The following is a 14954-nucleotide window of genomic DNA, read 5'->3' as shown; positions in this document are numbered from 1 at the left end:
CAATCAGTGTCTGCAAATGGCATAGAAAGTGCTTTAGAATTTTTCAAATACCAACCTCATCATGGGGCACCATCATGTTCAATGGAAAAACAATTCTGGTTACCGGTGGCACCGGGTCATTTGGCAAAAAGTTTATTGCAACCGTGCTCTCCCGTTACCAGCCTGCACGACTGATCGTATACTCCCGTGATGAACTCAAGCAGTTTGAAATGCAGCAGCGTTTCAATGATCCCTGCATGCGTTACTTTATCGGCGATGTGCGCGATGGAGAACGCCTCGATATGGCGATGCGCGATGTCGATTTCGTGGTACACGCAGCTGCGCTCAAACAAGTGCCAGCAGCTGAATACAACCCGATGGAGTGCATCAAGACCAATGTTGGGGGAGCCGAGAACGTCATCAAGGCTGCACTTAACAATGGTGTCCAGAAGGTTATCGCGCTCTCGACCGACAAAGCGGCCAACCCGATCAACCTTTACGGCGCCACCAAACTCTGTTCTGACAAGCTCTTTGTCGCCGCCAACAATATGGCTGGCAAGAATCCAACCATCTTCTCGGTCGTGCGTTATGGCAACGTCGTCGGTTCACGGGGCTCGGTAGTTCCCTTCTTCGACAATCTGATCAAGAGCGGTGCCAATACGCTTCCCATCACCCATCCAGAGATGACCCGTTTCTGGCTGACCCTGCAGCAAGGGGTGGATTTTGTATTGAACAATTTCAAGCGCATGCGTGGCGGAGAGTTGTTCGTACCTAAAATACCGTCGGTCAGGATCACCGATCTTGCTACCGCTATGGCCCCGTCGCTCAAGCAGGAGATTATCGGTATTCGTCCCGGGGAGAAGCTCCACGAAGTAATGTGCCCGGCAGACGATTCTTTCCATACCTATGAGTTTAACGACTACTACGTGATTGCTCCCAGCATCAGCTTCAATAGCCGCAACAATGATTTCAGCATTAATGCTCTGGGCGAAACAGCCACGCTGGTTGCTCCGGGTTTTGAATACAATTCGCTAAATAATCAGCACTTTCTGTCGATAGCTGAACTACAGAGCATGAACCAGCAGGTATTGTCCGAATGATCCCGTATGGCCGCCAATCGATCAGCGATGCCGATATTGAGGCAGTCGTTGCCGTACTGAAATCTGAATATCTGACCCAAGGTCAAACCGTTCCAGCCTTCGAGCAAGGACTCGCCGATTATTGCCAAGTGCCACACGTAGTGGCTTGCAGTAACGGTACCACGGCACTTCATCTGGCCTGCGCCGTACTGGAGCTTGGCGCCAAAGATACCGTTTGGGTTTCCGCGGTCAGTTTTGTGGCCTCGGCGAACTGTGTTCGCTACTGCAATGCCAACGTTGACTTTGTCGACGTTGAACCTGCTACCGGTAACATCGATGTAGTGGCACTGGATAAGAAACTGCAGCAAGCAGTGCTTACCCACACCCAGCCCAAAGCCCTGATTGCGGTGCATCTAGCCGGGCAGCCTTGCGATCTCGAAGAGATCGGTGCGCTCTGTCGCCAGTACGGAATCGTTCTGATCGAGGATGCCTGCCATGCACTGGGCGCCCACTATCAGGGGTCACCTATCGGTAGTTGCCTTCACAGCGATATGACGGTCTTCAGCTTTCATCCGGTCAAGCCGATTACGACCGCAGAGGGAGGTGCCGTCACCACCCGGGATCAGAAGCTGGCAGCCAAATTGCGACTCTATCGCAGCCACGGAATCACTCGTGATCCGCAAGCTCTGCTCATGCCCTCCCCCGGAGAGTGGTATTACGAACAGCAAATTCTTGGCTTCAATTATCGTCTGACCGACATTCAAGCTGCACTCGGGCTTAGTCAGTTGAGCCGTCTTGATCAGTTCATTGCCCAGCGACGTGAACTTGCCAAGCGATATGACGCGCTGTTATCCCCCCTGTCGGTCCAGCCATTGCAACAGAGTGATAACCGCCAGAGCGGTTATCACCTCTATGTCATCCAAGTAGCCAAACGCGATCAGGTATTTGCCCGGCTGCGTGCTGCCGGTATTGGCGCCAATGTTCACTATATTCCTATCCCAGCCCAGCCCTACTACCGTGGTCTGGGACATGATCCAGCTGCCTATCCGGGCGCGCAAGCCTACTATCAGGGTGCAATCTCTCTTCCGCTGTTCCCGGCTCTGACACACTCAGAACAGCAACAGGTCGTAGATGCGCTGGAGCAGGCACTATGCGACTAGCTCTGGGCACGGTGCAATTCGGTCTGGATTACGGGATCAGCAATCACGACGGACAAGTCTGCGATGAGGAACTCGACGAGATCATTGCATTGGCCCGTCATGCAGGTATCGATACCCTGGATACGGCGCAAGCCTATGGCAATGCCGAGCAGAGGCTGGGACAAAGAGATATCACTGGCTTCACGCTCATCGACAAGCTGGCCCCGGGGCTACCGCTCTCCGATGTTAAGGCCGCAGTCAACAACAGTTTGCATCTACTGGGGCGAAAGCGGCTCGATGGCTTGCTGCTGCACCGCAGCCAGGATGCCTCACCTGCCATGTTCGAGTTGCTCACCGATTTGCAGCAACAGGGCTCGATCGGAAAACTCGGGATCTCCGTCTACTCCCCGGAGGAGCTCGATGCCTGGAGCGCAGCTGGATATCCTCTGGAACTGGTGCAATTACCTGCCAATTTGCTCGATCAACGCTTTTTACGCACTGGATGGCTCGACAAACTGGTAGATATGGGTTGTGAAATCCATGTTCGCTCGCTCTTTTTGCAGGGACTGTTGTTGATGCAGCCAGCACAGCGACCTGACTATTTTCAGCGTTTCGCTACCGCACTTGAACGGTTTGACCACTGGCATCCCTCAATGGCCCCGCTTGGCAGAGCCCTCTCCATCATGACGGCCCTACCACAAGTAAGCCGCTTTGTTGTCGGTGTTTGTCATGCCCAAGAGCTGGCCGCTATCGTTGCAGCCAGTCAAGCGCTGCACGAGTGCTACGAGGCCGATATCGCCCATCTGGCGTCTATGGAACAGGAACTTATCAACCCCGGACTCTGGAGAACACAATGATCCTAGGTATTCTGCAAGCCAGAACCAGTTCTTCCCGCCTGCCCAACAAGGTACTGAAGGAACTGCTGGGCGACCCCATGCTGGCAAGGCAGATTGAACGGCTGCAACAGAGCAAACTACTGGACAAGCTGCTGGTTGCCACCAGCGATAAGCCAGAAGATCGTGCCATTGCTGAACTGTGCGAGAGGTTGAATATCCCCTGTTTCTGCGGTTCTCTTGACGATGTATTGCTGCGTTTCTATCTGGCGGCCCAACCCTACAGTCCGACCCATGTTGTGCGTCTCACAGCTGACTGCCCACTGGCAGACCCAATGGTAATAGACGAACTGATAGCCCTCCATCTCTCGGGCAAGTTCGACTACAGCAGCAACTGCGGCAATCCCAGTTATCCGGATGGGCTGGATGCCGAGATCATGAGCGGAGCGACTCTGGCAACCTTGCAGGAAAAAGCCACCACGCAAACCGAGCGGGAACATGTCACCTATTACGTTCGCTGTCATCCCGAGCAGTTTTCCATCGGCGAACTGCAGCGCTCGCCTTCGCTGGCCCACCTGCGCTGGACTGTCGATGAGCCTGACGATTTTGAGCTGGTGGAGCGCATTTATCAGGCTCTCTATCCTACCAACCCAACCTTTACGACCGACGATATCCTCGACCTGCTGGCGCAGCAGCCGGAGTTGGCAACACTGAATACCCGGCACCAACGCAACGAAGGATTGGCTAATTCGCTAGCCAAGGAGAATCACATATGACCTCACGTTATCAACATTCACTGGCTCTCTCTGTTCGGGCGGAACAGAGCATTCCTCTTGGCTCCCAAACCTTCTCTAAAAGCCGCCTCTGTTTTCCCTATGGCGCCGCCCCACTCTTTATCGAGCGCGGCAAAGGTGCACATGTTTGGGATGTAGATGGCAACGAGTATCTTGATTTCGCCAGCGGCCTGCTGGCCATCAGTCTTGGATATTGCGATCAGGATGTGAATGAGGCGGTAATGGAACAGCTCAATCTGGGCTCGATCTTCTCCCTTCCCCACCGGCTGGAAACCGAGGTCGCGGAACAGCTCATTGAGCTTATCCCCTGTGCCGAAATGGTTCGCTTTGGCAAAAATGGGACTGATGCCACCTCAGCCTGTATCAGGCTCTCCCGTGCAGTCACTGGCCGCGAGCGGGTAGCCGTTTGTGGCTACCACGGCTGGCAAGACTGGTATATAGGCTCGACCACCCGCCATTTGGGGGTCCCCGAATGCGTGAGAGAGCTGACGCACAGATTTGACTACAACGATCTTGCCTCGCTGCAGCGTCTGCTGGAAGCTCACCCGAGCGAGTTTGCCGCCGTCATTCTGGAACCGATGAATGTAACCTGGCCAACCCCGGATTTTCTGCCTGGTCTGCGCCAACTCTGCGATGCCCATGGCGCGCTGCTCATCTTTGATGAGACCATTACCGGCTTTCGCTACCACTTGGGCGGGGCTCAGAGCCTCTTTGGTGTAACACCGGACCTCGCGGCATTTGGCAAAGGCATGGCCAACGGTTTCCCCATTTCCGCCGTTGTTGGCCGCCGCCAATATATGAAACGGATGGAAGACATCTTCTTCTCCGGTACCTTCGGCGGGGATGTTATTGCCCTCGCAGCCGCCAACGCCGTCATCAAAAAGATGCGGCGACTTGATGTGCCAAAGAGGCTTGCAGAGCGGGGACAACAGGTACTGGATGGGCTCGATAGCTTGCTAAAAGAGATCGATGCCCCCGCTTGGCTGCAAACTGCCGGACACCCGAGCTGGAGCTTTCTGCTGGTTGCTGATTCAGCAAACCACTCTACCTGGCTTCTCAAGAGCTATCTGATCCAGGAGTTGTGCAAGCGGGGGCTCCTCACTCTTGGCAGTCACAATATGAGTCTGGCCCACAGCGAACGAGATGTGGCCGTTTTGCTGGCCGCTTATCGGGACATACTGCCAGCGCTAATCCACCATGATCACGATAAATCTCTAACTGCCAAACTACACGGCAAATCTATACAGCCAGTGTTCAAGGTACGCTAAATGATGACACTTTGGATTTTTACAGAGGGTGACCAACAGAGAGGCTTGGGGCATATAAGTCGATGTCATTCATATGCCACTGCATGGGAAAAATTAGGTGGTAAAGTTCAATGGGTGATTGATGGCGATTCAATTGCACATCTGTTTATTAATGGGAATAACATAGTATGGAAAAAATGGCAGTTCGAAAAAATAACGATTTCCTTGAACATGGATATTGCTATTATAGATAGCTATACAGCATCAGCAACACAACTTAAAATATTATCATCGCTTTTTAAAATAACAGCATATATTGATGACACTTTTCGTGTGAAATATCCAAAAGGTCTAGTTATACATCCCACACCAGACGTAACTAAAATTATAAACAATCCATCTCGCTGGCTCATGGGCACATCGTGGCAACCCATCAGACCAGATTTTATTGATATCCGTAAAAAGAATAAAAAACCAAAAAAAACTATTAACAACATTCTTGTTATGATGGGTGGAACAGATATTCTAGGGATAACTAACCGTATAGTTAACATAACAAAAGAAATGTATCCATCTGCAACAATACACATAATAACAAATGTGCAGACAGCATGTTCATTAAATTGTATCTATTACTCTAACCTTAGCGCCAAACAGGTAGCAGAATTAATGTATCAAAGTGATATATCTATTTGTGCGGCAGGGCAGACAATTTTTGAGCTAATTGCATCATTGTTACCTTCCATTATTATAAAAACAGCTGAAAACCAGTCTTCACAACTAGAGCGCATCTCTAGTCATAACTTATTTGAAATTATTGACAACTGGGACAATGATAATCTTATAGAAAAAATACGAACTTCTATGTCGGTATTAAATGACATTCAAATAAGAAGAACCCATGCTCTCAACATGGGGAAATACCCTATTCCTGACGGGGCACAACGACTATCTCACTTACTTTTTTATTATTCAAAAATATCTACAACTATCACTTATAGAGAATTGACATTAGTCCCATTCATTCAATTGAATAAGTCTGAAAAAATAACTATTTTATCTATAAGAAATAGATCTAAAGTTCGTAAAGAAATGCATGATACAAAGCGTATATCAATATCCTCTCATATTAAATATATAAAAAGTCAAGAGCAGGACCCTTGCAATGTAAACTATGCGGTCTTTTATGAAAATAAAATCATGGGTTCTACATCTTTACACAGAATCGATTGGATAAAAAAAGAAGCCTGGTTAGATATATATAGACACCCTGGTGATAAATGGTTAGGGTTTGGAAAGAAAATTCTTCAGGCAATAGAATACATTGCATTTGATATAGCAAATTTAGAAAAGCTAAATTTGTGTGTAAAAGTAACTAATGATGTAGCTTTTAAACTATATAAAAAATCTAATTTTCTTGAAAGAAGCTCAAATGAGGAGTTCCTAGAAATGGAACTTACTAAAAATAGGAGGTTAGATGAAGTATAAGAAAAAAATTATTTTAGTTATATCAGCCCACCCTGATGATGAAACCATTGGGTGTGGTGGCACTATTGCCAAACACATTAACCAAGGGGATATTGTATATGCATTATCATTTACTAATGGTATCGGTGCCAGAGTAAATAATATTGATGATGAAAATTTATCGCAAGAGAGAAAGCAAGCATCTGACCTAGCAGCCAGAACCATTGGATTCACTTGGGTTGGAAGAGGTCAATTTCCAGATAATATGCTTGACACGGTACCACTCCTCGAATTAGCAAGATACATAGAGGAAGTAAAAAAATATATATCTCCCGATATAATATATACTCATTCGTCTGCAGATCTTAACATCGATCATAGGCGAGTTCATGAGGCAACATTAGTTGCTTTTCGAGCTCAACCAAATGAGTCATGGCAAGAAATAAGAGCTTATGAAATTGCATCCTCAACAGAATGGGGAGTTCGTACCTTTAACCCTAACTTATTTGTAAACATCGATAAGTTTATGCATAAAAAAATTGAAGCACTCAACTGTTATTGGATGGAGATGAGAGATATACCTCACCCAAGATCAATTTCGTCCATAGAAAATATAAATAGAGTTAGAGGTTCTCAGGCTGGCTTTAATTATTCAGAAGCGTTTGAAATAATTAAATCGAGGTCGCTATAAATGAAATATGCTATTGCTTGCAAAAGCGACTCATTCTGGCATTTGCTACAGGAAAAATCACCTGAGCTGCTTAACAACGCAACTTATATTTGTAAATCTCAAGACGACTTACTCTTGTTGTCTAAAAAAAATATAGATTTGATTTTTTTTCCACATTGGTCATGGATTGTTTCTAATAAGTTAATAGAAGAATTTACATGCATCTGCTTTCATAGCACACCTTTACCCTACGGCAGAGGAGGTAGCCCCATTCAGAATATGGTGCTGAATGGGCATCAAACTACTCAAGTTGTGGCACTTAAAATGACAAATCAGCTAGATGCCGGCCCTATATACTTACGCCAAGATGTATCCCTACTTGGCGGTGGCGAGGAGGTATTCAGAAGGATCTATCTCACTATCATATCCATGATGAAAAAACTATTGCATGAACTCCCTACGCCAATGCCACAAATTGGGGATGTCACATTATTTGAGCGTAGAAAAAAGGAGCAAAGCAATATTGATATGAATGACAGCATTGAACATATATTTGATAAAATAAGAGTTTTAGATGTTGATGGTTACCCTCCAGCTTATATTGACGTTGGTAAATATAGGTTAGTTTTTTCGCATCCGACAATGCGATTATCTGGAGATATAGAAGCACATGTTCGCATACAGAAACATAACGATTAAAATCAAAATTGTATCAAAGGTTTAATTAAAATTATGAATGAATTTACAATCAATGGACGTATAATCGGTCCAGATACCCCCCCCTATATAATTGCCGAACTCTCCGGCAACCATAATGGCCAGCTGGAGAGGGCACTTGCGCTGGTAGATGCGGCTGCCGATGCGGGTGCTGATGCTATCAAGCTGCAGACCTATACCGCAGACACCATGACAATCGACTGTGATCTACCAGATTTTCATATTCAGGGCGGTTTATGGGATGGCCATACCCTTTACGATCTCTACACCCTGGCCCATACTCCGTGGGAATGGCACCGACCTCTCTTTGAACGAGCCAAGTCACGCGGGTTGACTATTTTTTCCACTCCGTTCGACGAGAGTGCAGTTGATTTTTTGGAGGAGCTGGGTACTCCCGCATACAAAATTGCCTCATTCGAAATTACCGACCTGCCCCTGCTCAGCTACATAGCTCAGCAAGGAAAGCCGGTCATTATCTCGTCTGGCATGTCGACTGAAACTGAAATTGCCAAGGCTCTGACCATTTTGCGTGAAAATGGTTGCCCACAGATCCTGCTGCTTCATTGTGTCAGTGGCTACCCAACCCCTCTTGCAGATATCAATCTCAAGCGGATCACCCGCTTGGCAGAAACATTTTCAGTCCCCGTTGGTCTATCTGATCACACGCTAGGAAATACCGCAGCTCAGCTGGCAATAGCATTGGGCGCTGTGGCCATCGAAAAACACCTGACCTTGGCTCGCTCTGATGGCGGCCCGGATGCCGAGTTCTCACTTGAACCACGTGAACTTAAAGAGCTCTGCAGCCAAGCAAAGCTCTGCTGGCAAGCGTTGGGGTCAGGAGAAAGTGGTGACAACCAGGCTGAACAGGCAAACCTGAGATTTCGTCGTTCTTTGTATTTTGTTACCGACATCCCTGCGGGCACCACCATAAAGCCGGAACATATCCGGCGGATCCGGCCAGGTTATGGGTTGCCCCCTGAAGCATTGCCACAAATATTGGGTAAGAAAACCCGCCAAGATATTCATCGCGGCCAAGCCGTCAGTCTTGAAGATATTTTTTTATAAAAAACAGTCATTGGCACATATAAGCCAATGACTGTTTTAAATTTTCAAATCACCATAAAAACGTAATGACGACCTGATTTCCCCACCAAATCCTCGCTTGAAGTGACTAATATTGCACTCCTTCTCTGTCGATAAATGGCCAAGAGAGTTAATCACATTATTATAAACACTCTCCCCCATACTAAATTCAACACACCCCATATCTCTGGAGTGCAAAATACCTAGCCAAATTGGGTAATGAGAAAGAGGGAAGTGAAACAGTTCTCGCTCATACACACCGACAGAGTAATAGGCACGTTTCCCTGATGCTGCAAACAAAGACATGCCAACCAGCGTTTCATTTAAATGACTAACAACAAGAAAGTTTTCTCCAGTCTGTACCAACCTCATCTGTTCTACCCAAGAATCATGGCTTCGGGTTCGCCTACCTGAAACTGCAATATGAAATTCTTCGAACCTCTGGAAATAAGCCTCGGTTACACAGTCTTTATCAATAATCTTGCACTCCAGATTATGAGTTCCCCAGTTAATATTCTGGCGAAAAACTTTACGCATATTCGATAACATGGTGGTATTGGCAGTCAACCTGATTACTTGTTCAAAAAAAACTCTTGGTGATACTCCCATAGATAGTAGAGCTTTAGAAATAATGCTCGTCTCACTTGAAAACTCCTGAAAATCAACTACCCCTCCTCCTTGTAATAAGGAGATAAAATGAGCCTGCACAATCAGTTCTGCTTGGCGCTTTTTTTCTCCATCTCCTTGGCAAAGTAGCCTTGCTGGTTGCCCATACCAACCATAATGTGCCAAGCCATTAACTTCATGACGAGTAAGCAGACAAATTATTTCCCCTTCTGGATAAGATACACCAAAAGAAAGGTCTGTAAAATCAGCCTCATAATAACAACGATAATAATCTATATGTCCTGGGGTAGAGAGACCTCCTAATTCCAGTAAACGACAACGATAGAGTTGCGCAAAGAGAGGGTCAGACAGAGTTACTATCTTCATTTTTGGGCACTGATAACAATATATTCAACAACTTCATTGCTTGAAGAATAATTACGCCTAATCATTTCTATTTCCAAATTTGTGAAGTTTTCATATAAATCATGTACTATTGAAACATCTAAAAACGAGGTCAGCCCATTACCGGCCAATGGATATCCTATAGGGATATCCGCTATAGATATTTCATCACACCATTCAACGCTATCACTCTGACAAACGGAAGATCCCTTACCTAAATGATAAGAAAATACCCTACCACCAGGCTTTAGACAACGATAAATTTCAGCAAGAGCTGCACGATGCTGCAGCAGGGTTAAATGCTGCATTGATACAACGTCAACAATCGCATCAAAATATTCAGGGCGATAAGGAAGTACAGTCATGTCGCCAACATCTAGATGAGCATGCACATGCCAAGAATTCAATACTTGTTGACATAGCTCTATGCCTTTCGGAGACGAATCAAGCCCCCAAACATCAAATCCTTCACGGGCTAACATCCAAATATTAGCGCCACTACCACAACCAAGTTCAAGGACGTGACATTGGCTTCGCTCTGATTGAGAAAGAACAAAAAAATTTTTTGCCATAAAACCAATCAAACTCTCATTGGGATATCTCCGCTGAGAGGCTATCCCCATAGTTTGATAAAGATCTTCAAAGTAATTCATTCTCAATCACTCTTGTTTATTTATTTTTTGACGCTCTAAAAAGATCAAGGACCTGATGTTCAATATTATCAGTCATTTTAGTTGCTTGAGGATACAACGTCTTCATTTCGCACAAATAATCCTTAACAACATCAATTGCGGCACTTAATGCTTGCAGGGTTTCGTTGTCATTTTCATATCGATAAGTAATGACATTGAGTATGGAATACATATAATTCATTGAGCCTACAAGCACTTTGTAAATATGTCTTTGCCTTGACTGACTCACTGCATCCAAATAGCTAAAATGGTGCATCATTCTCATTATAACTTCATGGCGAGTGGTTAATGGCCGTTGCCAATCAGCTATAATAAGATCAATTAACGATGTGAAAAAATCATAGTCCAAATACAATTCTATTGTTTGTGCATCGATGGGAATTGGACTAAACATTTTTTTGACTGATGACATCACTTTGTGATGGTCAACCTCATAAGAAAAGTGCAATTCCTCATGATGGAGTGATTTTGCCCCAGATATTTTTGCACCATCACTGCAATTAACGCATGAAATATCGTTATATTTTCCGAGCACTAACTCTATTATCCTGCGTGACGAGTTATAAATAAATGGAGAACGAACTACTCCGCCAAAATTACCCTCTACAACAGGATCAGAACAACTGACAACTAAGGCTGTTACATCCTCAATATCATGGCCATCGTCATTAAAATACACACTCATCTTTGAGTGGTGATATGAGCTATCACGATATCCATTATCGAGACCAAAAAGATAAATATTTTTAAATCCAACCGCACAAGCAAAAGCAACACCAATGTTTCCTACAGTAGGATTAACCCCTTCCAAATGAACCCAATCACGACTTATAACTATATTGTTGTAACACAACAAACCGCTAGGCTCATCAGATTTAAAACATAAACCTGCATCATTGAAAAAATCTGTCGTGTCCGGATGTAATACATCTGTACCAAAAAAGAAAATATCTTTAAGGTATTCTCTCGCATTCATCATTTCAAAAAAATCAGGTGTCAGCTTTGTCCTTTCTGTCTCTACATGAACATCAGGTTTAATACCTGCTTTCAGTAAGGCTGTGATAGTACTACCACATGATACATAAATTGCTTTCTTTCTATTGGACTTAATAAATTCAATACAAGAATCAAGTGATGGGCCATTCGCAATAATAAATATGGGAATTTCAGCTAATGTGCTATCAAGTTTTTCACTTTTCTTTAGAAATGGGACTTTTTTTGATAAATTTCCAACACAGTGTGAAATCCCCATCATGTTGTCATCAAAAAAACCCCAACCGGTTGTTAGTTGATGAAATTCTCTTCTCACAAGATCTATAAGTGAAAATATATCATCAGATGGATAATGCCAAAATGCCATTCCACTTGACGCAAGAAATGAGCCTCTACTGTATAATGCAGAAAGCAGATCTGTCATTATATTTTCTTTGTCCACACCTAGAAAAATGTGAAAACCAAGATTGTTTTCATTTAAGTGTTCCAGCAGCGGTGCCCAATCAAAACAGTAAATTGATGCATAAAACAAATCCATGTCTGGCTCAAACAAAAATAGGTTAGAGATATTGCAAGCCTGATATAAATAACCTAACTGATACCCCAAACCACACCCGAACATCAACATAAAAGGCACTTCAGAACGAATACCTTTAAACATGTTCAAACGTGCATCACAATCATCTTTTATTTCTGAAAGACGATTGAGATGCTTAACGTGGATAAACCCTGAGTTATTATTTTCAACTGAGAAGTTAATATTAAAGAAATCATTTTGGGCCAACACTTGCTTAATTTGATTTTCACAGTAAGAGAATGGGCTATCACCATATATCGATACATTAGTATCCTTCCATGCCACATTTGGCTCACCATTTTCACTGCAAAAAAAACGAAATCCTTTTTGGGGCGAATAATTTAAAAAAGTATCATAAATGTTTGGGATATATTTTTTAAAAGCCTCCATGTTATTGGCATATCTAATAGGGAGGACTTCAGCCATGGCTTTTTCCTCCATGGCTTGTTTTGACAAGCGGTTGAGTTGGTGTTCAGCGTCACTTAATGCTTTATTTAAATCCATTATCAAGTTATCCTTTATTATCAGAGTAATGCTTAATTGCCTTGTTTGTGCTTATTAAGTCAGATAACTCAGAGGCGACAATATCTCTTTTCTTTATTGCAATGTTTATGGCTTTCTCATTTAAATCAATAGCTTCATTAACAACATCTTTATTAAATTTACTTTTTGCCTCTGGATTAGATAATAAAAACTCGATAACCGCCTGTCTTATTCTATCAAACTCAGTGGCTAATGCTATATCATCTTCATCCAACGCATTACATATGTCCTGTGACAAATTTAGTAAATTATCTAACTGCTCTTTAAAATTAGACACTTATCCCCCCTCGATTACTTCTCTCAGCATATCCCTTTGCCTTATCTTCATCAGATATCTGATCCCATCCAGACTTGATTATTAACATGAGTTCAGTAACCTCATCCAGTGGCGTAACATCGAGTTTCAAACTGGCCGTCAGTAACAGGTCTTTCATATAATCATAAATTGAAAAAAGATCTTCTGATATCTTTCCTGCTGCTGGATCTAAAGAGTCAATTAAACCATTTATGATAGCCATAGCTGACGATATATGATGTGACTTCTTTTCAAGGTCTTGTCTTAAAATTGCACCTTTAGCCAACGCAATTTTTTCTAATACACCTTGCATCATAAGCTGTATAACACGATGAGGATCAGCAACAGACAGTTGAGACTCCAGACTTTCTGACTTGTATGCTCTGACACTCTTATTATACATAACTAATACCTCTTAGACCGTCATTCATTATTTACTGCAACATAGAGAGAGATGCGGCTGATTTATTCAATTTAGTAACAAGAACATCGAGATCACCATACTTTTTACGTAGTGATTTTTCATATACGACCATACTATCTTCGAAGGTGGAACGCTTATTTTTGATATCTCTCATATCAACATTTAACACATCTTCACGTTGCGCAAGACGCCCACCTGTACGGGTATACTCCTCAAGTTCTTTAGTCATTTTTGCCGCAATGCCATTTTCACCACTAAATAATGCTCCTACTTGGTCAAAGTTATTATTTAATGCTGAATCAAGCTTAACTGAGTCAATAGAAAGCTTACCTTTATTATCGACCTTGATTCCCATATCAAAAACATTATTAATTGCCCCCCCCCCAGTATTAGCACTTGAAAGGGTAGAAAACATAAAGTCGCTTATTGAACGGAGGGTTGAGTCTCCAGCTAACAAACCTCCATCATCATTTCGTTTACCTGCAACAATTGTTGGTCGCTTGCCAAGTGCAGAGAAAGTATCCGACAATGTATTATAGGCTGTTATAAAAGACTGAATTTTATCTTTTATACCTTTTGTATCTGTGGTAATAGCAACCTTATTAGCAATCGGTTTAGCGCTGCTATCTTTGTCACTTTCTCTCAACAAGGTAACTTTCATACCTTGAATAACATTATCTAATATATTTGTTTTATTAGAAACTGTCACTCCATCAATAGAAACAGATGCATCAATGGCAGTCTTCGTTGAGGCTAGCTTAGAAGAGGTGTCACTTGTATCGAATATTTTTAACTCAGGAGTAGATGCAGAAATAGTTAAGTCATTACCAGTGCCGGTTACTGATGAGTCAAATATTAATTTTGACTCTCCCCCCTGGTTTACAATATTGGTACTTAGACCAAAATTTTTTCCATTTGTGTTGATTTTTCCCCTTAGATCATTCAAGGTATCACCAGCTTTCACATCAACTGTAAAACTCTTGTCTGCCCCTGCAGAAAACGTCAACTGGCCGTCAGCTGTTGCAATAACTTGGCTGGATGATGAAAACGCTCCCGGTTTAGATTCAAATTTTGATCCTGACGCCAAATTGTTGACAATGATGTCATAATTACCATTGGAAGCACCAAGCTGCCCTTCAACTTTTAATACTGGATTGTCTTTTGATTGAGTGATATTTATAGTACGAAGGTTAAAAGCATCAGCTTTTGCCAGCTCTTTTGATAGTTTTGTGAACTCAGACAACGCTGATTTAAGCTGCCCAACACCCGATAACGAAGTCTTTAACGTTGTTTCCTGCTTTAATATACGGCTCTCAAACTGGGTTCTCTTTGCATCCAAGCTAGCCTTGATAATATCTTCTAATGGTAAATTGGAGCCTGCTCCCGCGGCTGTAATGGCCATAAAACCCTC

General features: G+C 43.5%; 15 protein-coding genes. 9 read left to right on the top strand and 6 right to left on the bottom strand.

Features of this window, described 5'->3' with window-relative positions; genetic code table 11:
- Window positions 1–74: 74 nt before the first annotated feature.
- Genes pseB through pseI form a run of 9 tightly spaced genes read left to right on the top strand, consistent with a single transcriptional unit; the run spans window position 75 to window position 8990 of the window.
- On the top strand, window positions 75–1079 hold the full coding sequence (pseB, locus tag AAHA39_RS00785; protein WP_182953985.1) for a UDP-N-acetylglucosamine 4,6-dehydratase (inverting): 1005 nt from the start codon (window positions 75–77) through the stop codon (window positions 1077–1079).
- Entirely contained in the window at window positions 1076–2218 is a 1143-nt protein-coding gene (gene pseC / locus AAHA39_RS00780) for a UDP-4-amino-4,6-dideoxy-N-acetyl-beta-L-altrosamine transaminase (protein ID WP_320657009.1), read from the top strand. Before pseB ends, pseC begins: the two co-directional genes overlap by 4 nt.
- Window positions 2209–3054, top strand: coding sequence for an aldo/keto reductase (locus tag AAHA39_RS00775; protein ID WP_320657008.1), 846 nt, complete (start codon window positions 2209–2211; stop codon window positions 3052–3054). Before pseC ends, AAHA39_RS00775 begins: the two co-directional genes overlap by 10 nt.
- The gene (locus tag AAHA39_RS00770; RefSeq protein ID WP_320657007.1) at window positions 3051–3806 is read left to right on the top strand and encodes a glycosyltransferase family protein; all 756 of its coding nucleotides are present in this window, start codon (window positions 3051–3053) and stop codon (window positions 3804–3806) included. Before AAHA39_RS00775 ends, AAHA39_RS00770 begins: the two co-directional genes overlap by 4 nt.
- Window positions 3803–5092: an aminotransferase class III-fold pyridoxal phosphate-dependent enzyme gene (locus tag AAHA39_RS00765; protein WP_320657006.1), complete on the top strand. Its 1290-nt coding sequence runs from the start codon at window positions 3803–3805 to the stop codon at window positions 5090–5092. The genes AAHA39_RS00770 and AAHA39_RS00765 overlap by 4 nt, the downstream gene beginning before the upstream one ends.
- A complete protein-coding gene (locus AAHA39_RS00760) occupies window positions 5093–6559 on the top strand; it encodes a bifunctional UDP-2,4-diacetamido-2,4,6-trideoxy-beta-L-altropyranose hydrolase/GNAT family N-acetyltransferase (RefSeq protein WP_342689986.1) in 1467 nt (488 codons plus the stop codon). It abuts the gene before it with no gap.
- Window positions 6549–7229: a PIG-L deacetylase family protein gene (locus tag AAHA39_RS00755; protein ID WP_320545945.1), complete on the top strand. Its 681-nt coding sequence runs from the start codon at window positions 6549–6551 to the stop codon at window positions 7227–7229. Before AAHA39_RS00760 ends, AAHA39_RS00755 begins: the two co-directional genes overlap by 11 nt.
- Window positions 7230–7907, top strand: coding sequence for a formyltransferase family protein (locus AAHA39_RS00750; protein ID WP_320545944.1), 678 nt, complete (start codon window positions 7230–7232; stop codon window positions 7905–7907). It abuts the gene before it with no gap.
- 33 nt (window positions 7908–7940) lie between these two features.
- Window positions 7941–8990 carry a pseudaminic acid synthase gene (pseI, locus tag AAHA39_RS00745; RefSeq protein ID WP_320545943.1) on the top strand — a complete coding sequence of 350 codons (1050 nt, stop codon included), beginning with the start codon at window positions 7941–7943 and terminating at the stop codon, window positions 8988–8990.
- A 36-nt stretch (window positions 8991–9026) separates the two neighbouring features.
- Here the strand turns inward: pseI and AAHA39_RS00740 are convergent, their stop codons facing one another.
- Genes AAHA39_RS00740 through fliD form a run of 6 tightly spaced genes read right to left on the bottom strand, consistent with a single transcriptional unit; the run spans window position 9027 to window position 14945 of the window.
- A complete protein-coding gene (locus AAHA39_RS00740) occupies window positions 9027–10001 on the bottom strand; it encodes a hypothetical protein (RefSeq protein WP_320657419.1) in 975 nt (324 codons plus the stop codon).
- Complete coding sequence (locus AAHA39_RS00735) at window positions 9998–10672, bottom strand: class I SAM-dependent methyltransferase (protein WP_320545941.1); 675 nt, start codon at window positions 10670–10672, stop codon at window positions 9998–10000. The genes AAHA39_RS00740 and AAHA39_RS00735 overlap by 4 nt, the downstream gene beginning before the upstream one ends.
- 16 nt (window positions 10673–10688) lie before the next feature.
- Complete coding sequence (locus AAHA39_RS00730) at window positions 10689–12785, bottom strand: motility associated factor glycosyltransferase family protein (RefSeq protein ID WP_342689985.1); 2097 nt, start codon at window positions 12783–12785, stop codon at window positions 10689–10691.
- A 7-nt stretch (window positions 12786–12792) separates the two neighbouring features.
- Window positions 12793–13101 carry a hypothetical protein gene (locus AAHA39_RS00725; protein WP_342689984.1) on the bottom strand — a complete coding sequence of 103 codons (309 nt, stop codon included), beginning with the start codon at window positions 13099–13101 and terminating at the stop codon, window positions 12793–12795.
- On the bottom strand, window positions 13094–13522 hold the full coding sequence (gene fliS / locus AAHA39_RS00720) for a flagellar export chaperone FliS (RefSeq protein WP_201915506.1): 429 nt from the start codon (window positions 13520–13522) through the stop codon (window positions 13094–13096). The genes AAHA39_RS00725 and fliS overlap by 8 nt, the downstream gene beginning before the upstream one ends.
- A 31-nt stretch (window positions 13523–13553) precedes the next feature.
- Window positions 13554–14945 carry a flagellar filament capping protein FliD gene (gene fliD / locus AAHA39_RS00715; protein WP_320655846.1) on the bottom strand — a complete coding sequence of 464 codons (1392 nt, stop codon included), beginning with the start codon at window positions 14943–14945 and terminating at the stop codon, window positions 13554–13556.
- Between the last annotated feature and the right edge of the window lie 9 nt (window positions 14946–14954).

The organism is Aeromonas sp. SE22, assembly GCF_038739755.1.
GTDB lineage: Bacteria > Pseudomonadota > Gammaproteobacteria > Enterobacterales > Aeromonadaceae > Aeromonas > Aeromonas jandaei.
This window is presented reverse-complemented; position numbering and strand designations above follow the sequence as displayed.